The 21480-nt window shown below is 70.3% G+C and carries 18 protein-coding genes and 1 pseudogene; 4 read left to right on the forward strand and 15 right to left on the reverse strand.

Annotated elements, in window-relative coordinates:
- Positions 1-3: 3 nt before the first annotated feature.
- The 6 genes from folE to dacB all read right to left on the reverse strand — a co-directional run bounded on the left by folE (position 4) and on the right by dacB (position 7507).
- Entirely contained in the window at positions 4-567 is a 564-nt protein-coding gene (gene folE / locus C1A17_RS07470) for a GTP cyclohydrolase I FolE (RefSeq protein WP_101652328.1), read from the reverse strand.
- A gap of 1 nt (position 568) precedes the next feature.
- Positions 569-2827: an ATP-dependent zinc metalloprotease FtsH gene (ftsH, locus tag C1A17_RS07475; RefSeq protein ID WP_146000598.1), complete on the reverse strand. Its 2259-nt coding sequence runs from the start codon at positions 2825-2827 to the stop codon at positions 569-571.
- Between the two features lie 187 nt (positions 2828-3014).
- Positions 3015-3566 carry a hypoxanthine phosphoribosyltransferase gene (hpt, locus tag C1A17_RS07480; RefSeq protein WP_101652330.1) on the reverse strand — a complete coding sequence of 184 codons (552 nt, stop codon included), beginning with the start codon at positions 3564-3566 and terminating at the stop codon, positions 3015-3017.
- A 46-nt stretch (positions 3567-3612) separates the two neighbouring features.
- Positions 3613-4854 carry a tRNA lysidine(34) synthetase TilS gene (gene tilS / locus C1A17_RS07485; protein ID WP_245873570.1) on the reverse strand — a complete coding sequence of 414 codons (1242 nt, stop codon included), beginning with the start codon at positions 4852-4854 and terminating at the stop codon, positions 3613-3615.
- A 68-nt stretch (positions 4855-4922) separates the two neighbouring features.
- The gene (locus C1A17_RS07490; RefSeq protein ID WP_101652332.1) at positions 4923-6008 is read right to left on the reverse strand and encodes a zinc-dependent metalloprotease; all 1086 of its coding nucleotides are present in this window, start codon (positions 6006-6008) and stop codon (positions 4923-4925) included.
- Positions 6005-7507, reverse strand: coding sequence for a D-alanyl-D-alanine carboxypeptidase/D-alanyl-D-alanine endopeptidase (gene dacB, locus C1A17_RS07495; RefSeq protein WP_245873571.1), 1503 nt, complete (start codon positions 7505-7507; stop codon positions 6005-6007). The genes C1A17_RS07490 and dacB overlap by 4 nt, the downstream gene beginning before the upstream one ends.
- 353 nt (positions 7508-7860) lie before the next feature.
- Between dacB and C1A17_RS07500 the strand changes: the two genes are divergently transcribed.
- Both C1A17_RS07500 and C1A17_RS07505 read left to right on the forward strand, forming a co-directional pair.
- Positions 7861-8400: an inorganic diphosphatase gene (locus C1A17_RS07500; protein WP_101652334.1), complete on the forward strand. Its 540-nt coding sequence runs from the start codon at positions 7861-7863 to the stop codon at positions 8398-8400.
- 323 nt (positions 8401-8723) lie between these two features.
- Complete coding sequence (locus C1A17_RS07505; RefSeq protein ID WP_101652336.1) at positions 8724-9365, forward strand: VOC family protein; 642 nt, start codon at positions 8724-8726, stop codon at positions 9363-9365.
- A 406-nt stretch (positions 9366-9771) separates the two neighbouring features.
- Here C1A17_RS07505 and C1A17_RS07510 read toward each other — a convergent pair whose 3' ends face one another.
- From C1A17_RS07510 to C1A17_RS07540, 7 genes are all read right to left on the reverse strand, one after another.
- Positions 9772-10650: a CPBP family intramembrane glutamic endopeptidase gene (locus C1A17_RS07510; protein ID WP_101653575.1), complete on the reverse strand. Its 879-nt coding sequence runs from the start codon at positions 10648-10650 to the stop codon at positions 9772-9774.
- Positions 10651-10655: 5 nt separating this feature from the next.
- A complete protein-coding gene (locus C1A17_RS07515; RefSeq protein ID WP_245873572.1) occupies positions 10656-14357 on the reverse strand; it encodes an efflux RND transporter permease subunit in 3702 nt (1233 codons plus the stop codon).
- A gap of 216 nt (positions 14358-14573) precedes the next feature.
- Complete coding sequence (locus C1A17_RS07520) at positions 14574-15920, reverse strand: MFS transporter (RefSeq protein WP_146000599.1); 1347 nt, start codon at positions 15918-15920, stop codon at positions 14574-14576.
- Positions 15917-16471: a nitroreductase family protein gene (locus C1A17_RS07525; protein ID WP_101653577.1), complete on the reverse strand. Its 555-nt coding sequence runs from the start codon at positions 16469-16471 to the stop codon at positions 15917-15919. Before C1A17_RS07525 ends, C1A17_RS07520 begins: the two co-directional genes overlap by 4 nt.
- 29 nt (positions 16472-16500) lie before the next feature.
- Positions 16501-17022, reverse strand: coding sequence for a peptide-methionine (S)-S-oxide reductase MsrA (gene msrA, locus C1A17_RS07530; RefSeq protein ID WP_101652340.1), 522 nt, complete (start codon positions 17020-17022; stop codon positions 16501-16503).
- 112 nt (positions 17023-17134) lie between these two features.
- Positions 17135-17992, reverse strand: a complete 858-nt coding sequence (locus C1A17_RS07535; protein ID WP_101652342.1) for an HpcH/HpaI aldolase/citrate lyase family protein — start codon at positions 17990-17992, stop codon at positions 17135-17137.
- The gene (locus C1A17_RS07540; protein WP_101652344.1) at positions 17989-18519 is read right to left on the reverse strand and encodes a MaoC family dehydratase; all 531 of its coding nucleotides are present in this window, start codon (positions 18517-18519) and stop codon (positions 17989-17991) included. Before C1A17_RS07540 ends, C1A17_RS07535 begins: the two co-directional genes overlap by 4 nt.
- Before the next feature lie 157 nt (positions 18520-18676).
- On the opposite strand from C1A17_RS07540, the gene C1A17_RS07545 reads away from it, so the two are divergent.
- A protein-coding gene (locus tag C1A17_RS07545) for an IS3 family transposase (protein ID WP_425427285.1) occupies positions 18677-19860 on the forward strand; the annotation gives its coding sequence in 2 pieces (ribosomal slippage) (positions 18677-18934 and positions 18937-19860; 1182 coding nt in all).
- Here the strand turns inward: C1A17_RS07545 and C1A17_RS07550 are convergent.
- Positions 19860-20595: pseudogene (locus tag C1A17_RS07550) on the reverse strand (IS256 family transposase); the annotation flags it as partial. The gene C1A17_RS07545 and the pseudogene C1A17_RS07550 sit on opposite strands and share 1 nt — an antisense overlap.
- 504 nt (positions 20596-21099) lie before the next feature.
- Positions 21100-21384, reverse strand: a complete 285-nt coding sequence (locus C1A17_RS14060; protein WP_146000600.1) for a hypothetical protein — start codon at positions 21382-21384, stop codon at positions 21100-21102.
- On the opposite strand from C1A17_RS14060, the gene C1A17_RS14360 reads away from it, so the two are divergent.
- Positions 21335-21475 (forward strand): hypothetical protein, encoded by a 141-nt coding sequence (locus tag C1A17_RS14360; RefSeq protein ID WP_245873802.1) that lies wholly within the window; start codon positions 21335-21337, stop codon positions 21473-21475. The two genes, C1A17_RS14060 and C1A17_RS14360, sit on opposite strands and share 50 nt — an antisense overlap.
- Positions 21476-21480 lie beyond the last annotated feature (5 nt).

Consider the following 21480-nt stretch of genomic DNA (forward strand, 5'->3'; position numbering starts at 1 on the left):
GGCTCACCGTCCCAGGATCAGGCTCATGGCCTCCGCGCGGGAGGCGCCGTCGCGCAGCTGTCCGCGCACCGCCGAGGTGATCGTCGAGGCGCCGGTCTTCTGCACTCCGCGCATCGACATGCACAGGTGCTCGGCCTCGATGACGACGATGACGCCGGCCGGATGGAGGTGTTCGACCATGGCGTCGGCGATCTCCGCGGTGAGCCGCTCCTGCACCTGGGGGCGGCGGGCGTAGATCTCGACGAGCCGGGCGAGCTTGGAAAGCCCGGTGACCTGTCCGTCCTTGCCGGGGATGTAGCCGATGTGGGCGACCCCGTGGAACGGCACGAGGTGGTGCTCGCACGTCGAGTACATCTCGATGTTGCGCACGAGGACCATCTCGTCGTAGCCGACGTCGAAGTGGACCCCGAGGACCTCGGAGGCGTCGCGGCCGATGCCGGAGAACGCCTCCTCGTAGGCGCGGGCGACGCGGGCGGGCGTGCCTTGCAGACCGCTCCGGTCCGGGTCCTCGCCGATGGCGGCGAGGATCTCCCGCACGGCGGCCTCGATGCGCGGCTGGTCGACCATGTCAGTGCACCGGTCCCTGCGGGCCGCCGGACGCGGGTCCCTGCGGACCGGGTCCCTGCGGACCGGGTCCCTGCTGGCCGTCCGGTCCGAAGCCCGGCGGGTTCGCCGGCGGAGGCGTGGGACCCTGAGTGCCCGGAGGCGTCGGGCCGGGATGCGGAGGCAGCGTGCCGGCCCCGCCGGGCGGTCCGGCCGGCGGGGCGAGACCGCCGGCACCGGGTCCGCCGGCACCGGGACCGCCCGCTCCGGGCCCATCTGCGCCGGGCCCCTCGGCACCGGGGGTGCTCGACCCGCCGGCCATGACCTCGGGGGCGAAGGGATGCTGTCGGCGCTCGGGGATCTCGATCGGCCCGCGCTCGGACACCGGGCGATCGTCGCTCGCGAGCCACACCTCGCGCACGGGACGCTTGGTCACCGGCGCGAAGATCGCGGCGAGCTCGTGCTGGTCGAGGGTCTCCTTCTCGAGCAGCTCGTGGGCGAGCCGGTCGAGGACGTCGCGATTCGTCGTGAGCGCCCAGTAGGCGTCGGCGTGGGCGTCGTCGATGAGGCCGCGGACCTCGGCGTCGATGACCCCGATGGTGTCCTGCGAGTAGTCGATGCCGTGGCCGTAGCCCTTGCCGGCGAACGGCTCGGAGTTGTCCTCGCCGACCTTGACCATGCCGACCTTCTCGCTCATGCCGTACTGCGTGACCATCTTGCGGGCGATCCCGGTCGCCTTCTCGATGTCGTTGCTCGCACCCGTCGTCGGATCGTGGAACACGATCTCCTCCGCGACGCGCCCGCCCATCGCGTAGGCGAGCTGGTCGAGGAGCTCGTTGCGGGTGGTCGAGTACTTGTCCTCCGAGGGCATGACCATGGTGTAGCCGAGCGCGCGGCCGCGGGGCAGGATCGTCACCTTGGTGACGGGGTCGGTGTCGTTCATCGACGCCGCGACGAGCGCGTGGCCGCCCTCGTGGTAGGCGGTGACGAGGCGCTCCTTGTCGTTCATCAGGCGGGTGCGCTTCTGGGGACCGGCGATGACGCGGTCGATCGCCTCGTCGAGGGCGTGCTTGTCGATGACGGTCCGGTTCATCCGGGCGGTGAGCAGCGCGGCCTCGTTGAGGACGTTCGCGAGGTCGGCGCCGGAGAACCCGGGGGTGCGCTTGGCGACCATCGCGAGGTCGACGTCGTCGGCGAGCGGCTTGCCGCGCGCGTGGACCTGGAGGATGTGCTGGCGGCCCTTCATGTCCGGGGCCTCGACGGAGATCTGGCGGTCGAAGCGGCCGGGGCGCAGGAGCGCCGGGTCGAGGACGTCGGGCCGGTTGGTCGCGGCGATGAGGATGACGTTGCTCGTCGCGTCGAAGCCGTCCATCTCGACGAGGAGCTGGTTGAGGGTCTGCTCGCGCTCGTCGTGGCCGCCGCCCATGCCGGCCCCGCGCTGGCGGCCGACGGCGTCGATCTCGTCGATGAAGATGATGCACGGCGAGTTGTTCTTCGCCTGCTCGAACAGGTCGCGCACGCGGGAGGCGCCCACGCCGACGTACATCTCGACGAAGTCCGAGCCGGAGATCGAGTAGAACGGGACGCCCGCCTCGCCGGCGACGGCGCGGGCGAGGAGGGTCTTGCCGGTGCCGGGCGAGCCGTAGAGGAGCACGCCCTTGGGGATCTTCGCGCCGACCTCCTGGAACTTCTTCGGCTCGGCGAGGAACTCCTTGATCTCCTCGAGCTCCTCGAGCGCCTCATCCACGCCGGCGACGTCGGTGAAGGTGACGTCCGGGTTCTCCTTGTTGACGAGCTTGGCGCGCGACTTCCCGAAGTTCATGATCTTGCCGCCGCCGCCCATCTGCGACAGGAGGAACCAGAAGATCGCGATGATGATGACGAACGGGAGGAGGTTGAGCAGGAGCGTGGTGAGCCACGACTGGCGGGGCACCTCGTCGGTGTAGCCCTCCGCCGGGGCCGCCTCGGTGACGGCGGTGACGACCTCTTCGCCGCGCGGCGCGACGTAGTAGAACTGCACCTGGTTCCCGTACTCGCGGTCCTCGACGGTGAAATCCTCGGTGAGGACGAGGTCGACGCGCTGATCGTTGTCGACGATCTTCGCCTGCTCGACCTTCCCGTCGGCCAGCAGCTTGAGCCCCTGGTCGGTGTCGATCCGCTGGAACCCGCCGCCGGACAGCAGCATCGTGCCGATCGACACGATGATGATGGCGAGGATGATCCACACCAGCGGCCCGCGCGCCATCTTCTTCACGTCGGTGCCGCTCTTCTTGGTCTCGGCCATGGGTCCTCTCAGGCAGACGGTTCACTTCGGAGCACGGTCAGCCTACCGGAGTGCGGATGGGGAATCCCTGGGATGACGGGGATCCTCCGGGTGCGGGCGGCGGGGTGCGCGGCACCGCCGAGGTGCCGCCCCGGGTGCGGGCGGGCTCTGTCGGCGTGCCCGGCACCGCGGCCGGGGACGGTTCAGGTCACTCGTAGACGTGCGGCGCGAGCGTCGCGACGAAGGGCACGTTGCGGTACTTCTCCGCGTAGTCGAGCCCGTAGCCGATGACGAACTCGTTGGGCACGTCGAAGCCCACATAGCGCACGTCGAGCTCGACCTTGACCGCCTCCGGCTTGCGCAGCAGAGTGCAGATCTCCACCGAGGCCGCCCCGCGGGAGCGGAGGTTCGTCAGCAGCCAGGACAGGGTGAGGCCGGAGTCGATGATGTCCTCGACGATGAGGACGTGCTGGTCCTTGAGGTCGGTGTCGAGGTCCTTGAGGATACGGACGACGCCGGAGGACTTGGTGCCGGAGCCGTACGAGGACACCGCCATCCAGTCCATCCGCACCGGGGAGTGGAGCGCCCGGGCGAGGTCGGCCATGACCATGACGGCGCCCTTGAGCACGCCGACGAGGAGCAGGTCCTCGCCCTGGTAGTCCCGGTCGATGTCGGAGGCCATCTCGGTGAGGCGGTGGGCGATCTGGGCCTCGGTGACGAGGACCTTCTCGATGTCGGTGCCCAGGTCGTTCTGATCCACGGTGTGCTCCTCGATGCTCGGCTGCCTGCTTCTACAGTAACGCAGATCAGGAGCCGGAATCCGGGCCGTTCCGCCGGAACCGGACGCCCCCGCCGGAGGTCGCGACGACCGCGGCGTCACCGGGCACGGACACGGCCCCCGACCGCCTGCCGCACAGCAGGTCGTCCACCTCCCCGACGTGCCGGGCGCCGACCTCCTGCGCAGTCCCGGCCTGCGCGCGCAGCCAGTCGCGCAGCGCCCGGGTGCGCACGGCCGGCGCGAGGTCCCGGGCCGCAGCGGACACCTCCGGGCCCGAGGTGTGGGCGGCCAGCGCGGTCGCCGCGAGATCCTCGAGCGCATCGGAGTCGGCGGCGAGGAGGGCGGCGGTGCGAGCGAGCGCACGGGCGACGCCGGGGCCGAGCTCGGATTCGAGGACGGGGAGGACGCGGGCGCGGGCGCGGACCCGGGCGAAGCGGGGATCGGCGTTCATCGGGTCCTCCCACACGGCGATCCCGGCGGCCCGGCAGGCCGCAGAGGTCTGCTCGCGGGTGATCGGCAGCAGCGGGCGCCACACGCGGCCGGTGCGGGGGCGCATCCCGGCGAGCGAGCGCGCTCCGGAGCCGCGCACGAGGCCGAGGAGCACGGTCTCGGCCTGGTCGTCGCTCGTGTGGCCGGTGAGGATCGCGGTCGCTGCGCGGTCGGCGCGGATCCGTTCGAGTGCGGCGTAGCGGGCGGTGCGAGCGGCGGCCTCGATGCCGCCGGAGGCGGTGGGGACCTCGACCCGCACGGACTCGGCGCCGAGGCCGAGGGCGCGCAGGCGCTCGACGACCTCGGCGGCGGTGGCGGCGGACTCGGGCTGGAGGCCGTGGTCGACGACGACGGCGTGGAACCGCGGGGTGGCGGGAGCCGCTGATGACCGGGCGGTGGCGGGTGACGCGGCTGACCGGGCGGTGGTGGCGGCTCCGGCAGGAGCGGCGTCATCGCTCGCCGGTAACGCGGTGGAACGGAGACCGCCTGCGTACGGCGCCCGTGCTTCACCGGTCGCCGTCTGCGCGGGACGGGCGCCGCCGAGGTGGGCGCAGGCGGCGGCGAGCGCCATCGAGTCCGCTCCCCCGGAGACGGCGAGGATGTACTCGTGCGCGTCGGGCGTCGCGGTCGACTCACTCGCCTCCGGTGCCTCGGTCGCCGTGGTTGTCTCAGGCGCCTCGGTCGCCTTGGTTGTCTCCGGCGCCTCGGCGAGCATCGCGCGCACGGCGTTGCGGATCTCGGCGGTCGCGCGGTCGAGGCGCGGCAGGCGGTCTCCGGTCATCGGCGCCTGCTCCGGACGGGCCCGGTCAGGACGGGACGGAGAGTTTCCGGTCATGGCGGCTGCTCCGGTCAGGTCCGCTCGGGGCGGGGTAGGCGGTCGAGCCAGAGCCGCGGCTGCGCGATCTCCGCAGCGCTCGGCAGGTGCTCCGGCGACTCCCACACCGCGGCGAGGCCGGCGTGCCCGCGATCGCGGACGACGGCGCGGACGAAGTCGGCGCCGCGGGCGTACTGGGCGATCTTCTCGTCGACGCCGAGCAGGGTGGAGACGACGGCTTTGAGTCCGGTGGCCGAACGGCGGCGGGCCTCGAAGGCGCGGCGGATCGTGCTCACGCCGGGGATGACCTTCCGGCCGACGGTGTCCATGAGGACGTCCGCGTGTCCCTCGAGGAGGCTCATGAGCGCTCCGACCTCGTCGAGGAGCGCGGTCTGCCCGGGGCCCGCGACGGCGTCGAGGAGGCTCTCGCCCTCGGCGAGCGCACGCGGCAGGGCGCGGAGGGTGTCGAGGAGCCCTTCCCCCGGGGAGCTCGGGTGTACCGGTGCCACGCCACTCCCGCCGAGCACCGTGCCGAGCAGGCCGTCGATCCGAACGCGCAGATGGTCGGCGAGCCAGGGGGCGGCGGCGAACTGGACGTGGTGGGTGCGCTCGTGGAGGGCGACCCAGAGCCGGAAGTCGCGCGGGTCGACGCCGAGCGCCTCCTCGACCTCGGCGACGCTCGGCGCGACGAGGTAGAGGACGCCGGCGGGTCCGGCGAACGGGTCGAACTGGCCGAGCACCCGCGGCCCGACGAGCGCGAGCGCCCCGCCGAGCTCCGCCGACGCGGCCGTCCGCGCGGCCCGGTCGCGCACCCGGGCGAACATGCCGGATCCCCCGGGCGTCTGCACGCCGCCGAGCAGTCCGGCGAAGGTCTCCGCGTTCGCACGCACCCAGCCGAGCCGGTCGACGACCCGGGTGTCGCCGAGCGCCAGCCGCGAACGTGCGGTGTCCTCGACGTCCGAGGGCAGGCGCATCGCGTCGAGGACGAGGTCGGTCGCGGTGTCGGCGGCCTCCCGGAGGTCGCTCACGAGGGCGCGGGCGGCGGACGGCTCCGGCAGCCGGCCCGGCGGCATGACCTCGCGGGCGGCGCCGACGACGGCGGGGACGGAGATCAGGCTCATGGGCACCCGCAGTCGGAGATCGCGGTGACGGCCTCGTCGACGACCTGCCGGGCGGCGAGCGCGGAACCCGGGTCGAGGTCGTCGGCGAGGATCGAGAACACGATGAGCCTGCCGTCCTGCGTGAGCACGGACCCGGCGAGCGAGGTCACCGTGCGCAGGGTTCCGGTCTTCGCCGCCACCCGGCCGGCGGCCGCCTCGGTCTCGTCGGACAGGTAGCGGTCGAACAGGGTGCCGGACAGGCCGCCCACCGGCATGCTCGGGATGAGGAGGGAGAGGTCGCCGTCGGAGGCGGCCGCGGTGCTGAGGATCGTCGTGAGGTCGTGGGCGGAGATCCGGTTGGCGTAGTCGAGGCCGGAGGTGTCGGACAGCGCGATCGAGCCGGTGTCGAGCTGCTGGTTGGCGAGCGACTCGATGACGGCGGCGGGCGCCTCGGCCGCGGCCCCGGGCTTGCCGAGGGCGAGCGCGACCTCGCGGCCCATCGCCTCGGACACGACGTTGTCGCTCGCGAGCATGAGGTGCCCGACGACGCCCGCGACCGGGGCGGACTCGACGGCGGCGAGCTCGGTCGCGCCGTCCGGGGCGGGTGCGGGATCCGCGGTCTCGACGGTGATGCCGTGCCCGCCGAGGGCATCAGCGAACGCGTCGACGGCGACCTGTGCGGGCTCCTCCTGGCGTGGCGCACCGCGGTCGAACGAGGTGAGTGCGGAGTCGGTCATCAGGGGTTCGATGGGGGCGATGTAGCCGTTGCCGATGTCGGCGCGGTCCCAGCCGGGGTTGAAGGCGGGCCCGGTGTAGCGGGAGAGGTCGGCGCTCACGGTGACGGTGTCGATGCCCTCCTCGGCGAGCGCAGCGGCGGTGTCCGCGGCGAGGGTGGCGAGTCCGGCATGGCCCATGACGCGGTCCGGGGCGGATTCGCCGGTGCCGAGCAGCACGTCGCCGCCGCCCACGAGGTGCACCGCGCCGGCCGTGCCGTCCTGTCCGGACAGCGCAGTCGTGGTGCGGAAGCGGGTGTCGGCGCCCAGGGTGCCGAGCGCGGCCGCGGCGGTGAGGACCTTCGTCACCGACGCGGGGGTCTTCGCGCTGTTCTCGTCGGCGGTGTAGAGGACCTCCCCGGTGAGCGCATCCCGGATGTCGACGCTGAGCGCCCCGGTCATGCCGTCCTGGTCGAGGATCGACTGCAGGCGGGAGCCGAGGTCCTGCGGGATCGGCGCGGTGTCGGGCAGCGCACTCACCGGCTGGGCGGCAGCCCCGGCGGCGGGCGCCTCGGCTTCGGGGGCGGGCAGCGGCTGGACCTCGATCGGGTCGTCGAGGGTGAGGACGCCGGGAGCAGCGTCCAGGGCGTCGGCTGTGCCGTAGCCCACGAGGAGGAGGGCGAGGACGCCTGCGGTGATCGGCAGGACCCGGGAGCGGCGCGCTCGACCGGAGCGCTGCCGGGCCTCACGCCGGGTGGCGGCGCGCCGGGTGTCTCCCTGCCGGCGGTTGCCTCGGGTGTCCTCCACGTGACCGTCCTGTTCTCTGGTGTGCGGGTGCCGTGCCTGTGATGTGCGAGCCGAAGCCGCGGCGTACGGGTGCCGTGCCTCGCCTCGGGAGCGGGCCTCGTTCGAGTCGGCGGTGGGCTGCCCGGCCCTGTGGTGCGACGGTCCGACCCATCGGATGGTGCAGACCGTCGGGCGGTGCGCGCCGGTCCTGTGGTGCGTGGACCGACGGTGACGCCGGCCGGTCCGGCCCTGCTGTCTGCCGCCCGGACCGATTGGGGGCCGCGGCTCGCCTGTCATTATGCTAGTGGAGTTGCACGGCGCACCTCATCCCGCCGAGGGCGCTCCCGCACCGCACGCCACGTCAAGGAGTCTTCATGGAACTGCTCGCCACCGTCGAAATCCCCAAGGGTTCGCGCAACAAGTACGAGGTCGACCACGAGACCGGTCACGTCAAGCTCGACCGCTACCTCTACACCTCGATGGCCTACCCCACGGACTACGGCTACTTCGAGGACACCCTCGGCCTCGACGGCGATCCGCTCGACGTCATGGTGCTCCTCACCGAGTCGGTGTTCCCCGGCTGCGCCGTCGACGTCCGCCCGATCGGCATGTTCAAGATGGAGGACGAGGCCGGCGGCGACGACAAGGTCCTCGCCGTGGTGGCCGGCGATCCCCGCTGGGACGCGATCCAGGACATCGACGACGTCGACTCCTTCACCCGCGACGCGATCGAGCACTTCTTCGTCCACTACAAGGACCTCGAGCCGAACAAGTTCGTCAAGGGCTCGAACTGGGTGGGCCGCGAGGAGGCCGAGGCAGAGGTCCAGGCCTCGCTCGACCGCTTCCAGGCCGCCGGCGAGCCCACCGAGCCCGCGGACCGCGAAGGCCGCCAGGGCCGCGACGTCGAGGAGTGAGCCGAGGCCCCTCCCGCGCGGCCTCAGGGCGCACCCGCACGGTCCGCTGAGGACTCGTTCGGTCACCTGACGTTTCAACCTGCCGCTGAGGTATCGATCCCGTACGGTTTCCCGCCCGGAACCGCACCGGATCGATACCTCAGTCGCATTCAGATACCTCAGTCGCTCCCGGGGCGCAGCCAGGGCCGCGCTGGACCCAGGCTCTCGCCCGCACCCGAGGTGGCGGCCCGGGCAGGAGCCCGGGGTGAGTGACGTGGGCCACAGAAATGCAACTTAGGGTGACCTAACTCACACGCCGGGCGGCGATATGCGATTCTCGTGCCATGCATCTCGATCATGTCTCCTTCGCCAGCGAACACGACGGCCTCCAGGCCACCGCGGCTCGGATCTCCGAGAAGCTCGGGATCGAACCCTACGACGGCGGCGTGCACCCCCGGTTCGGCACCCGCAACCTGATCTTCCCGCTCGCCGACGGGCACTACCTCGAGGTCGTCGAAGCCCTCGAGCACCCCGCCGCACTGAGCACCCCGTTCGGCCAGGCCGTGCGCGCCCGCAGCGAGCTCGGCGGCGGCTGGATGGGCTGGTGCGTGTCGGTGAGCGACCTCGCCCCCGTCGAGGAGCGCCTCGAGCGCAAGGCCGTCGACGGCAACCGCACCCCCGACGACGGCGTCGAGCTCCTGTGGAAGCAGATCGGCGTCAAGGGCCTCATCGCCGATCCCCAGCTGCCGTTCTTCATCCACTGGCTCTCCCCCGCGACCCAGCACCCCTCTGCGCGCGGCGCGGGGTCCGGCGTGACGATCTCCGCACTGGAGATCGCCGGCGACCGCGACCGGCTGCGCGAGTGGCTGGGAACCGACGAGCCCAAGCCGATCCCGGAGATCAGCATCGACTGGACCGCCCCGCACGGCACCCCGGGACTCATGTCGGTGACCTTCGAGACCCCGAACGGGCCCGTCACCCTCTGACGCCCACAGACCCTGCCCCGCGAGGACCCGGAGAGATCTCTCCGGGTCCTCCGGCTTTCTGCGTCACCGGCGGGTTCTGCGTCTGCGCCGGTGCGCGTCGGCCCGTCAGCCGTGACGGAAACACATCCCGGGCGAGCAGACCTCCGGGGCGGAAAGATATCCCGGGCGGGCAGACCTCCGGAGCGGACAGACGTCCGGGGTCGACAGGCATCTGAGACCGCCGGGCATCCGGCCCGCGCCGTCGGGCCTGCCGGATTCGGAGCGGGTCGACCGAAGCGGGAGATCACCGACCAGCGCGCGATATGCACCCGGCATCGCTCACCGGCCCGCTGAATCGCCCGCCCCGCGAGATCACCGACATCGCAAGATCATCGACCCTGCTTGATCTCCCCGCACCCAGGGCGCACTACAGCGGGTCGACGGCGGCGAGGATGCCCGGTGCCAGGAAGCCCACGGCGTCGATGAGCGTGTGAGCGACGACGAACGGCATGACACGCCGCCACCGCAGGTAGAGCCAGCCGAACAGCAGCCCCATGAGCACGTTGCCGAGGAACGGTCCGACCCCCTGGTACAGGTGGTACGAGGCGCGGAACAGGGCGAGGCCGATGATGATCGCCCACGGTCCCACCCGGAGCTTCTCGAGCCGGTCGACGCCGTAGCCCAGAAGCAGCACCTCCTCGAGGACGCCGTTCTTCGCCGCGGAGAGCAGGAGCACCGGCACCGTCCACCAGTAGGCCTGGAGGTTGTTCGGCAGGATCTCGGCGGTGAGCCCGAGCGCCCGGCCGGTCGCGTACACGCCGAGCGTGCCGATCCCGATGACGAGGAAGAGCAGCGTCCCCGTCCCGAGGTCCCAGCCCGGACGCCGGAGGTCGAACCCGATCCGCCGGAACGCCGGCCGGACATCCGCCACAGCGTCGGTGCGCCTGCCGGACAGGCCACGCAGGGCTACGGGACCGCCGTCGAGGTCAGCCCCGGCCGCCGCCCACACCCGGTCGCGGTTGAGGAGGAACAGGACGAGGAGCACCGGCACGAGCGCGAACCCGATGCCGAGGAGCTGGTACACGAGGTCGAACCACGGCCGGGGTGAGGCCTCGACGTTGAGTCGGGCCTGCGCCTCGGTGAGCGGTCCGCGGGTGGAGATGTCGATGAGCCGGACGAGCGCGTACACCGCCGACTGGCCGAGGGCGAGCGCGGCGACGAGCGTGAGCTCCCAGCCCCAGCGCGGGCGGCCGAGGCGGGGAGCCGGTGGGCCTCCCGCCTCGGGATGAGCGGTCTCGTCGGGCATCCGGGTCACCGGTCGGTGGAACCGCCGCCGGTGGTGCCAGGCCCGTCATCGTGGTCGGGGCCGTCCGCACGATCCGCCTCAGCGGCGCCAGGACCATCAGCGCGATCCCGAGCCGCAGAGCCTTCGTCCACACGCCCGGTGGCGTCGTCGAGGTCCCCGCGTCCCGCGACAGCATCGGAATCCGTCGAGTCTGCGGTACCTGCACCAGCGGCAGCACCAGTACCAGCCGCACCACCGCCACTCGCGGCGGCCTCGGCGCGGATCCGCTCGGAGCGCTCGGCCTCGCGGCGGGAGTCCTCGGCCGCCTCGGCCTCGTCGATGACCCGGCCGCGCGCCATCTCGGTGATCGCCCGCTTCTCCGCCCGGCGCTCCTTGATGCCCTCGAGGAGCTGGTAGAGCACGGGGACGAGGACGAGCGTGAGGATCGTCGAGCTCACCAGGCCGCCGATCACGGTGATCGCGAGCGGCTTCGAGATGAACACGCCGCCGCCGGTGAGGCCGAGCGCCATGGGGACGAGCGCGAAGATCGTCGCCGCCGCCGTCATGAGGATCGGCCGGTAGCGCAGGCGCGACCCCTGGACCACCGCGGTGCGCAGCGGCACCCCGCGGGCGCGGAAGTGGTTGATGAGGTCGATGAGGACGATCGCGTTCGTCACGACGATGCCGATGAGCATGAGCAGACCGATCATCGCGGTGAGGCCGAGCGGGGTGTCGGTGAGCAGCAGCAGCCCGATCGACCCGGTCGCGGCGAACGGGATCGACACGAGGAGGATGAGCGGCTGGAGCAGCGACTTGAAGGTCGCGACGAGGATGACGAACACGATGAGCACGGCGGCGAGCATCGCGAGGCCCAGCTGGGTGAACGCCTCGGTCTGCTCCGCGGTCGCACCGCCGATGTCCGCGCTCACCGCGTCGGGCAGTTCGGCGGAGTCGAGAGCACCGGTGACCGCGGTGCTCGCCGCGCCGAGGTCGTCGCCGGCCGGGGTGACGCTCACCGTGACCGAGCGCAGACCGTCGGAGTGGGTGATCGTCGGCGCGGTCATGACCTCGTTGACGTCGGCAACCTCGTCGAGGGTGATCGTCTCCGGCTCCGGTTCCGGGGCCGGCACAGCGGGAGCACCGCCGGGTGCCTGCGCCCCGCCGCCGGGAGCCTGACCCCCCGGTGCCTGGCCGCCGGCCCCACCCTCGGGACCACCGGGTGCGGGGGCTGCCGGAGCGGGAGCTGCGGCCGGCTGCGCAGGCAAGGTGATCTCGAAGTCGCGGAGCTCCTCGACCGTCTCGACGTTCCCGTCGTAGAGGAGCACGCGGTGGGAGATGTTGTCGAGCACGACGTCGCCGAGCTGCTGGCCGCGCATCGCCCGTGCGACGAGGCTGCCGATCTCGGACTCCGACAGGCCGTTGTCCGCGGCCTCCTCGCGGTCGATGTCGACCTCGATGATCGGCTGCACGGCCTCGAGGTCGGTCGACACCGACTGCACCTCGGCGAGGTCCTCGAGCTCCGTGGTGAGCGCCTCGGCGCCGGCTTCGAGCTCGTCGGGGTCGTTCGCGGTGAGGGTGACGTCGATCGTCGAGCCACCGGGCATGGTGCCGCCGGCGAGCACCTCGACGTCGCCCACATCGGTGAGCTCGTCGAGCTGCTCCTGGAGCTCGGTGCCGAACGCACCGGTGTCGGTGCCGGGGGCGATGTTGACGAAGTAGTTGCCGGTCGTCGCACCGCCGCCGAACGCGAGGTCGCCGCCGATCGAGAGCTGGTAGGACTCGACGTCGGGGTGGTCGGCGATGACCTGCTCGACCGGTTCGGCGTCCCTGCCCGCCTGTTCGAGCTCGGTGCCCGGCTCGAAGGTCTGCATGACCTGGACGCTGTCCTCTCCGGTGTCGCCGAACAGCTCGGTCTTGAGCAGAGGCGTCATCGCGAAGGTCGCGACGAGGACGAGCAGCGAGGCGACGACGGTGATCACCGGGTGCCGGGTGGTGAACCCGATGACCGGGAGGTACGTCTTCTGCAGACGGGTGACCGGCGACTTGAGGCTCGCGAGCTCGTCGACCTCCGCGGCCTCGTCGTCGGTCCGCGGGCCCACGACGGGCAGCTCGGATGTCGAGTGCCGACCCGACGGGTTCTCGACGTCGACCTCACGGGAGCGGGCGGCCTTCCGCTCGGCCTTCCATTCCGCGAGCGCGGACTTCCGGTCGGACTTCACGCGGGCCTTCTGCTCCCGGGTGAGCCTGACCCGGCTCTCGCGGGCCCGGAGGAACCAGTAGGCGAGGACGGGGACGATGGTGAGCGCGACGAGCAGCGAGCTCAGCAGCGCGATCGTCGCGGTCATCGCGAACGGCCGGAACAGCTCGCCGGTCTGCCCGGAGACGAAGACGAGCGGGAGGAACACGGCGACCGCGGTGAGGGTCGAGGCGGTGATGGCGCCGGCGACCTCGCCGACGGCGGCGAGGATGTTGGAGAACTTCGAGCCGCCCAGGGAGTGGCGGCGGCGGATCGATTCGATGACGACGATCGAGTCGTCGACGACGCGGCCGATCGAGATCGTCAGCGCTCCGAGGGTGAGCATGTTGAGCGTGTACCCGCCCAGCCACAGGCCGATGAGGGTGACGAGCAGCGAGAGGGGAATGGAGATCGCGGTGATGATCGTCGCGCGGACGCTGAAGAGGAAGACGAGGATGACGACGACGGCGAACACGAGGCCCAGCAGACCCTCGGTCATGAGGTCCTCGATGGACTGCTCGATGAACGGCGCCTGGTCGAACACCGTGACGAACTCGACGTCGCCGCCCATGGTGTCGGTGATCTCCGGCAGCGCGGCGATCACGGCGTTGGAGATCTCCACGGTGTTCGCGTCCGGCTTCTTCGACACCGAGAGGGTGAGCGAGGGCTCGCCGTTCGTGCGGGAGATCGAGGTGGCCTCCTCGTCGCGGAGCTCGACGTCAGCGACGTCGCGGACGAGCACGGGGCCGTCGGGTCCGGCGAGAGCGATGTCGGCGATCGCCTCAACGCTGCGGATCCGGGTGCCGATCTCCACGGGGGCGGACCCCTCGCCGGTCTCGAGCGCACCGGCCGAGGTGGGCACGCCGTTGGCCTGGAGGATCGAGGCGAGCTGGTCGACGGACACGCCCTCGTCCTCGAGGTCGTCCTCGCGGACGGTGATCGCGACCTCCTGCGGGAGGTCACCAGCGACCTCGACCTGCCGGACGCCCTCGATGTCGCGCAGCTCCGGGACCGCGATGTCCTCGAGGTCGGCGGCGAGCGCATCGGTCTCCTCCCCGCCGGTGACGGAGAAGACGAGGATCGGGAAGTCGTCGAGCCCGCCGGACATCACCGTGGGCTCGACCCCGTCGGGCAGCTGGGACTCGACCTGGGACACGGCGCGCTGGAGGGAGCGGACGATGTCGTCGGAGTTCGTGCCGTAGGCGGTCTCGACGGTGATCTGGGCCGACCCGGTCGAGGACACCGAGGACACCGACTCGACCTCCTCGACGCCGCCCAGCGCAGCTTCGAGGGGTTCGACGACCTCGGATTCCACGGCCTCGGGCGAGGCGCCCTCGTACTGGGCGGAGATGAAGGACTGCGGGAGCTCGAAGGAGGGGAAGAGCTCCTGTTTGAGGGCACCGGCCCCGATGACGCCGAAGACCACCGCGCACACGGAGATCAGCGCGATGAGCGCCCGGTTCTTCAGGCTGATGAACGTCAGCTGGTTCACAGGGGGAGGTCCTTCGTCCGGGAGGTGGGTCCCCACCATCCTAGGAGTCGGTGCGTGCGGGGGCGCTCAGGGTTCTCCCCGGATCCGGGTCGGGGTTTCCCCACCCGGCGGCGGGGTCTCGCGACGTGTTCCCGTGGGCCGGGCGCGAGGCGGTGGCTCCCGCAGCTCGGCCGACAACGGTGCGCTGTCGCGGACCGGGCGCGAAGCGGTGGGCTCTTACCGCTGGGCCGGCTGCGACTTGCCCTCGCCGGCCGGGAGCGTCTCCCGTTCGGAGAGCCAGACGACGAAGGCGAGGAGCACCACCGCGCCGGACACTGCGAAGGCCGCGGAGTAGCCGAGTGATTCGGCGAGGAGGCCGGCGATGATCGGCCCGAAGATCGCTCCGGTGTCCATCGCCATCTGGTAGCGCGAGAGGACGACGCCGCCGGCGCGGTGGGGTCCGACGACGTCGGCGACCACGGCCTGCTGGGACGGGTTGAGCAGGCCGGCGCCGATCCCGGCGATCGCGGACAGGACGAAGAACACCGCGACGCTGCCGGAGAAGCCGAGGGCGATCGTGCTCACGCCCATGATGAGCAGGCCGGTGAGGATGAACGGGCGGCGGCCCAGGCGGTCGGCCCAGCGGCCCACCGCGGCGACGGCGACGGTGTTGCCGAGGGCGAACACGGTGAGCGCGAGTCCGGACACCCCAGCTCCCGCGCCGAGGACGTGGAGGGCGAAGAGCGGGTAGATCGCGACCCGGATGCCCATGGACGTCCAGCCGTGGGCGAGGACGGACACGAGGGCGGCGCGGTAGGCGGAGTCCTGCCATGCCTCGCGGAAGCGCATGGTCGAGCGGTCGGGGTCGACCGTGTCGGGTTCGGGGGACTCCCCGGTGGCAGTCTCGTTCGCTGGATCCGGACCGGCGTCGCCGTCCTCGGCGTCCGCGTCCTCGGCGGCCCGCTCCGCCGCGGCTTTCGCCTCGGCAGCGAGGAGACGCTCATTGCGGCCGAGTCGGAAGTACACGACGGCGGCAGCGATGACGAGGGCGACCGCGTAGACGAGGAACGGCACGCGCATCCCCCACCCGGCCATGAGGCCGCCGACGACGGGGCCGAAGATGTTGCCGAGCAGGAAGGCAGTGGCGTAGCGACCGGCGGCGCGCGCCCGGGCCGACGGCGGGGCGAGGCGGATGATGAGCGCCATCGCGGACACGGTGAACATCGTCGAGCCGAGCCCGCCGAGGGCACGGAAGAGGAGGAGCTGCCAGTACGTCTGGGCGAGGGCGACGGCGAAGGTCGAGGCGGCGACGATGAGGAGGCCGGTGACGTAGACGGGCCGTTCGCCCAACCGGTTGACGAGCCTGCCGCCAGCGGGTGCGGACACAAGCCGGAAGAACGCGAAGGAGCTCACGACGATCGTCGCGGCGGTCACCCCGAGGCCGAAGGATTCGGCGAACTGCGGGAGGACGGGCGCGATGATCCCGTAGCCGATCGCGACGATGAACGCCCCAGCGACGAGCACCCAGATGTCGGTGGGGAGCGTCGCCCCCGGGGCGGCGGTGTCCGGGCGGGTGCGGGTCACCTCGGCGTCGGGTCCGGGAGGCGGCCGAGGAACGGGGCCGGGTCGAGCGGCGGGCGGTTGGAGGCGGCGAGCTTCTCGCGGAAGGCGGGGTCGATGTCGCCGACGTAGAGCCAGCCCATGAGGAGCTCGGAGTCGTCCAGCCCGTGGAGGGCGCGGACGGCCGGGGCGTTCGCCTGCACGCCGGAGCGCCACATGACGCCCCACCCGGCCTGGAACAGGGCGAGCTCGAGGAGGTGGGCGGCGCCGGCGGCGGTGGCGTGCTGCTCCCACGCGGGGACCTTGGGGTGCTCGGTGGGTGAGGCGATGACGGCGATGAGGAGTTCGGCGCGCAGCGGCTTGGGGTTGACCTCGCCGGGGGCGCGCTCGGTGCCGGAGGCGGTGTCGAGGGCCGCGCCCAGGCGCAGGCGGTCGCCACCGCGCAGCAGCAGGAGCCGCCAGGGGCGCAGCGCCTTGTGATCGGCCACCGGGGTGACGGCGGCGAGCAGCCGGGCGATCTCTGAGTCCGTGGGGGTGTGTGGGCCGACCTTCGACACCGAGCGGCGCGAGGCCATGGCCTGGAGCACGGGGTCCTCGAAGTGCTTCACGACATCCACTCCGCGAACCCGGCGCGGGCCCGGGCGAGCTTGGGGTCGATGATGTACGTGCAGTAGCCGTTGTACGGGTTGCGGGAGTAGAAGTCCTGGTGGACCTCCTCGGCGGGGTAGAACGTGCCGAGGGGTTCGAGGGTGGTGACGATGGGCTCGTTGAAGAGCTCCTGCGCCTGTTCGATGGCGGCGGCGAAACGGGCGCGTTCGTCCTCGTCGCGGTAGAACATCGCGGAGCGGTATTGGGTACCGACGTCGTGGCCCTGCCGGTTGAGCGAGGTGGGGTCGTGGCCGGTGAAGAACTGGCCGAGGATGACCTCGGCGGGGACGATCGATTCGTCGAAGGTGACCTGGAGGGCCTCGGCGTGGCCGGTGATGCCGGCGCACACGGAGTAGTAGTCCGGGTTCTCGACCTCTCCCCCGGTGTACCCGGAGGTCACGTCGGTCACGCCGCGGGTGCGGCGGTAGACCGCGTCGAGGCACCAGAAGCACCCGGCGGCCAGAGTGAGAGTCTGCATACCGTGTAGGACACCCGCGACCCGGCGATTATTCCGCCGGGCCGCGGGTAGCGGGGTGGTGCGGTCGGGAGGTGCGGGGCCGAGGTGCTGACCGGCCCGCGAGGGTTCCGTGTCAGCGGTCGCGGGCGACGATGTGGCCGGCGTGCTTGAGCAGCGGGGCGTCGATCATCTTGCCCTCGTAGCTGAAGGCCCCGGCGGAGGTCTCCGCGAGTTCGAGGACGGCGCGCGCCCAGGCGAGCTGCTCCGGGGTGGGGCGGTAGGCGTCGCGGACCACGGGGATGTGCTTGGGGTGGATGGAGACCTTGCCGGCGAAGCCGCTCTCCACTGCGTCGAGTGCTTCCGCGGCGAGCCCGTCGAGGTCGTGGATGTCGGTCCAGATCGAGTCGAGCACCCACTTGCCGTGGGCGCGCCCGGTGAGCAGGGTCTGCGAGCGGACGTGGAGCGCGACGTCGCGGTAGCCGCCAGCGGGCAGGCGGGAGGAGCCGCCGCCGAGGTCGGCGATGAGGTCCTCGGAGCCCCACATGAGGCCGGCGACCTCGGGGGCGGCGGCGATCTCGGCGAGGTTGACGGCGCCGCGGGCGGTCTCGATGAGCGCGACGACGCGGTAGTCGGACAGGGGTGCGGAATCCTGCGCGGATTCCGCCTTGGGGAGCATGACGTAGGTGTAGGGCAGGGTGGTGAGGAGTTCGACGTCGGCGGCGAACTCCTCGGTGTCGCGCGGGTTGATGCGGATGACCGTGCGGGCCGGGTCTAGGAGGTTCTCCGCGACTGACTGGCGGGCGGCGGCCTTGTCCGCGGGGGCGACGGCATCCTCGAGATCGATGATGACGATGTCGGCGCGCTCGGCTGCCTTGGCGTAGCGATCGGGGCGGTCGGCGGGGACGAACAGCCAGGCCGGCGCGAAGTCGAAGTCGGCGGGCTGGGTGTTGTCTGCTGTGGGGCCGGTGTGGGCGGAGTCGGCGGGGCTCATGCGATGATCTCCGGGTTCTGCGGGTCGTGGGCGGAGTTGAAGACCATGGTCTGGCGGACGGCCTTGGCGACGACCTCGCCGCGCTGGTTGCGGCCGATGTGCTCGAGGGTGACGATGCCGTGGTTGGGGCGGGACTTCGATTCGCGCTTGTCGAGGATCGTCGTCTCCGCGTAGAGGGTGTCGCCGTGGAAGAGAGGCTTGGGGAAGGACACCTCGGAGAAGCCGAGGTTGCCGACGATCGTGCCCTGGGTGAGCTGGGAGACGGAGAGCCCGACGAGGGTGGCGAGCGTGAACATCGAGTTGACCAGCCGCTGGCCGAACGGCTCGGTCTCCGCGAAGGCGGCGTCGAGGTGCAGCGCCTGGGTGTTCATGGTCACCGCGGTGAACCATGTGTTGTCGGCCTCGGTGATGGTCCGGCCCGGAGCGTGTTTGTAGACGGTGCCGACCTCCATCTCGTCGAACCACAGGCCGCGTTGGGTGATGGTCCTCGGTGCGGACGTGGAGTCTGGGTTCGCCTCGGTGGTCATGCCGATGTCCCTTCGTGTGCTGAGGATGTTGGTCGTGATCCCGATTCTCGCAGGCCCGGGCGTCGAGCGGAATGCGCAGGCCCGATGGCGCACGTGTGGGACTGCTGAAGGTTTGGTTGACTTCACGACTGGATAAGTTCCAGGAAGGATGGAAGTCATGCCAAAGATCTACACCGATGAGTTCAAGCAATCAGCTCTCGAGCTCCTGGGCGAGGGGATGACCCAGAAGCAGGTCTGCGCCGACCTCGGCATCTCGAAATCAGCCCTTCAGGCCTGGGTGCGTGACTCACGCCTGCGTGAGCACGGACTCGAGCCCTCTCGTGATGTCGAGGAGTCTCGCGCCCAGGCAGCAGCACTGAAGCGGATCAGGGAACTCGAGCGGGAGAACAAGATCCTCCGCGAGGCTGCAGCGTATCTCTCGCAAGCGAACTTGAAGCTCGGTGGTCATCACCCAAAATGATGTACCCGCTGGTCCTCGACCTTGCTGCCGCCGGGGTGCCGGTGGCAGTGGCCTGCCGGGTACTCGGCTTTACCAAGCAGGGTTTCTACAAGTGGTGCGCGAAACCTGTCTCTGACCGGGAACTCGAGGAGGCGCACTTGATCAATGCCGCCTACGACGTTCATACGGACGATCCTGAGTTCGGGCACCGGTTCATCGCTGATGAGCTCCAGGCGTGCGGATACAGCGCCTCTGAACGTCGTGTGTGGCGGCTGTGCTCGCAGCAGGAGCTGTTCTCCCACACGATCAAACGAGCCCGGAAGCACGGTAAGAAGCCCGGCCCGCCAGTGTGTGATGACCTCGTCGAACGCGACTTCACAGCAAAGGCAGTCAACGAGTTGTGGCTGACCGATATCACCGAGCATCACACCAGTGAGGGCAAGCTGTATATGTGCGCGGTCAAGGATGTGTTCAGCAACAGAATCGTCGGTTATGCCATCGATTCGAGGATGAAATCTCGTCTGGCTGTGGCGGCGATTGATGACGCTGTGGCTCGTCGTGGCGGACCGCGAGCCGTGGCAGGGTGTGTCGTTCACTCGGATCGCGGGTCGCAATTTCGCTCTCGTAAGTTCCAGCAGGTTCTACGGCGTTACGGGCTAGTCGGATCGATGGGTCGGGTCGGCGCTGCTGGTGATAATGCGGCGATGGAATCATTCTTCGCTGTGTTGCAGAAGAACGTCCTCGACCGGGGCCGTTGGGACACGCGAGCGAGGTTGCGGACATCGATCGTCCACTGGGTCGAGCGGACCTACCACCGGAAGCGTCGGCAACGGCGTTTGGGTAAACTGACTCCGGTTGAATACGAGCTTGTTCACCACAAGGCCGTCGCTCTGGCGGCATAAACCCCGGAGTCAACTAAACCGTCAGCAGTCCCGTGGGCCCAGAACGAGGCGCCTTCGGTGTTCTGCACCCAGATGCCGAGCACGTGCTTGATGCCGTCCATGTCGACACCGACGGCGATGTGAGCGGCCTTGGATCTGACGTGGCCGTTGTCGCGGACCTTGACCCGGATCGCGTCGAGGTAGATGACCGGGTAGAACTCCTCCAAGGGTCGATTCTGCCACTCCATCACCGCCTCCAGCACCGCATCGGTGATATTGGCGATCGTCTCGTGCGACAGCTCGGTGCCGATCGTCGACAGCAGGTGGTGCTGGATGTCCCGGATCGTCATCCCGCCGGCGTAGAGGCTGATGATCATGTCATCGAGTCCACCCAACCGCCGGGAGCCCTTCGGCACCAGCCTGGGGGTGAACGACCCGTCCCGGTCCCGGGGCACGGCGATCTCGATATCGCCGGCCTCCGACGCGACGGTCTTGGCATAGGAGCCGTTGCGGGAATTGGCCGTCACCTTGTCGTCGCGGTCGCCCGTAGCCCAGGTGCGAGGTCATCTCCGCCTGCAGGCCTCGCTCGAGTGTCTCCTTGATCAGCGCCGGCACCAGACCACCGTCGCCGGTCAGCTCGACCTCACCGGAATCGATCTTGGAAAACAGCTCATCCAGAGCCCCGGACGCCTTGAGCTGCTCAATCAGCTCGGATGCCTGATTCGGGTTCGATTGTGCATCGGTCACAGTCACCATCATGTCCTCTCATGAGTGAACCGGTACACAATTCATTTGACACCCTCCGGCATGCACGCCCGGGGATCACGAGCTGGATCCGGAATAAGGTGGAACCGGGAGGTCGATGCGGTGGCTCTCTCGGCAGAGTATGGGAGAGAGTCGCGCGTCCGCGGGCACACACCCGGGGACGTTTCCCTGCTAGCCTCGTGCTTGCGCCGCGCATCCCACCGTCAGAACGACGACCACTGCTGCGGGTGAATGACGCGACACGCGTACGATATGCAGTACTTCGTTGAGGGTGTGTCAACTTGAACCGCGCACATGCCGCGTCGCGCACCGGAGATGCGCACCCACGCCTCTCCGCTTCGTTTCCGGTGCCGCTCAACGCTCGGGAGCGGCACCGGTCTCCATCACCTCAGTGACACCATTCGACAGCATTCACCAGCTCGTCCACAGGAGCTAATGTGTTAACTTCTGTTAAACACTCACTCTCGTGCTAGGCTGTGATCGTCATCACCCCTACTAATTGGGCACGAACCCTCCGCAGCAGCCCGTGTCCGTGCCTCGGCCAATGATGATCGTGGACTCAACACGAACCATGGGCAGGGCGGAGGGCGCGGTGAAAACAACCGTCGCACCTACGCCCGATGACAGTGCTGAAACATCGCGCCCGAAGGAGAGTTCGATCATGGTTAGAACTGCCCCGGTTCCGCCGAAATAGCAGCGCCGGATCGTGCTGAGCGTCCTGTCGGGTGAGGTGAACATCAGCGAGACCGCTCGCAAGGAGAACGTCAGCGTGTTTTCCATCCGCCGATGGACGCGTGAGTTCATCAAATCCCGCAACACCGTCGTGACGCCCGTCCCGCCCAGAGCAGCCGAAACGAAGGAGGAACTGTAGACCCG

Source organism: Brevibacterium ihuae (assembly GCF_900184225.1).
Taxonomy (GTDB): Bacteria; Actinomycetota; Actinomycetes; order Actinomycetales; family Brevibacteriaceae; genus Brevibacterium; species Brevibacterium ihuae.

Excerpts from the sequence above, each read along its gene's own strand:
- folE (WP_101652328.1), bottom strand. The coding sequence starts at position 567 with ATGGTCGACCAGCCGCGCATCGAGGCCGCCGTGCGGGAGATCCTCGCC.
- ftsH (WP_146000598.1), bottom strand. The coding sequence starts at position 2,827 with ATGGCCGAGACCAAGAAGAGCGGCACCGACGTGAAGAAGATGGCGCGC.
- tilS (WP_245873570.1), bottom strand. The coding sequence starts at position 4,854 with ATGACCGGAGACCGCCTGCCGCGCCTCGACCGCGCGACCGCCGAGATC.
- C1A17_RS07490 (WP_101652332.1), bottom strand. The coding sequence starts at position 6,008 with ATGAGCCTGATCTCCGTCCCCGCCGTCGTCGGCGCCGCCCGCGAGGTC.
- C1A17_RS07500 (WP_101652334.1), top strand. The coding sequence starts at position 7,861 with ATGGAACTGCTCGCCACCGTCGAAATCCCCAAGGGTTCGCGCAACAAG.
- C1A17_RS07505 (WP_101652336.1), top strand. The coding sequence starts at position 8,724 with ATGCATCTCGATCATGTCTCCTTCGCCAGCGAACACGACGGCCTCCAG.
- C1A17_RS07510 (WP_101653575.1), bottom strand. The coding sequence starts at position 10,650 with ATGCCCGACGAGACCGCTCATCCCGAGGCGGGAGGCCCACCGGCTCCC.
- C1A17_RS07525 (WP_101653577.1), bottom strand. The coding sequence starts at position 16,471 with ATGGCCTCGCGCCGCTCGGTGTCGAAGGTCGGCCCACACACCCCCACG.
- msrA (WP_101652340.1), bottom strand. The coding sequence starts at position 17,022 with ATGCAGACTCTCACTCTGGCCGCCGGGTGCTTCTGGTGCCTCGACGCG.
- C1A17_RS07535 (WP_101652342.1), bottom strand. The coding sequence starts at position 17,992 with ATGAGCCCCGCCGACTCCGCCCACACCGGCCCCACAGCAGACAACACC.
- C1A17_RS07540 (WP_101652344.1), bottom strand. The coding sequence starts at position 18,519 with ATGACCACCGAGGCGAACCCAGACTCCACGTCCGCACCGAGGACCATC.
- C1A17_RS14060 (WP_146000600.1), bottom strand. The coding sequence starts at position 21,384 with ATGGAAAACACGCTGACGTTCTCCTTGCGAGCGGTCTCGCTGATGTTC.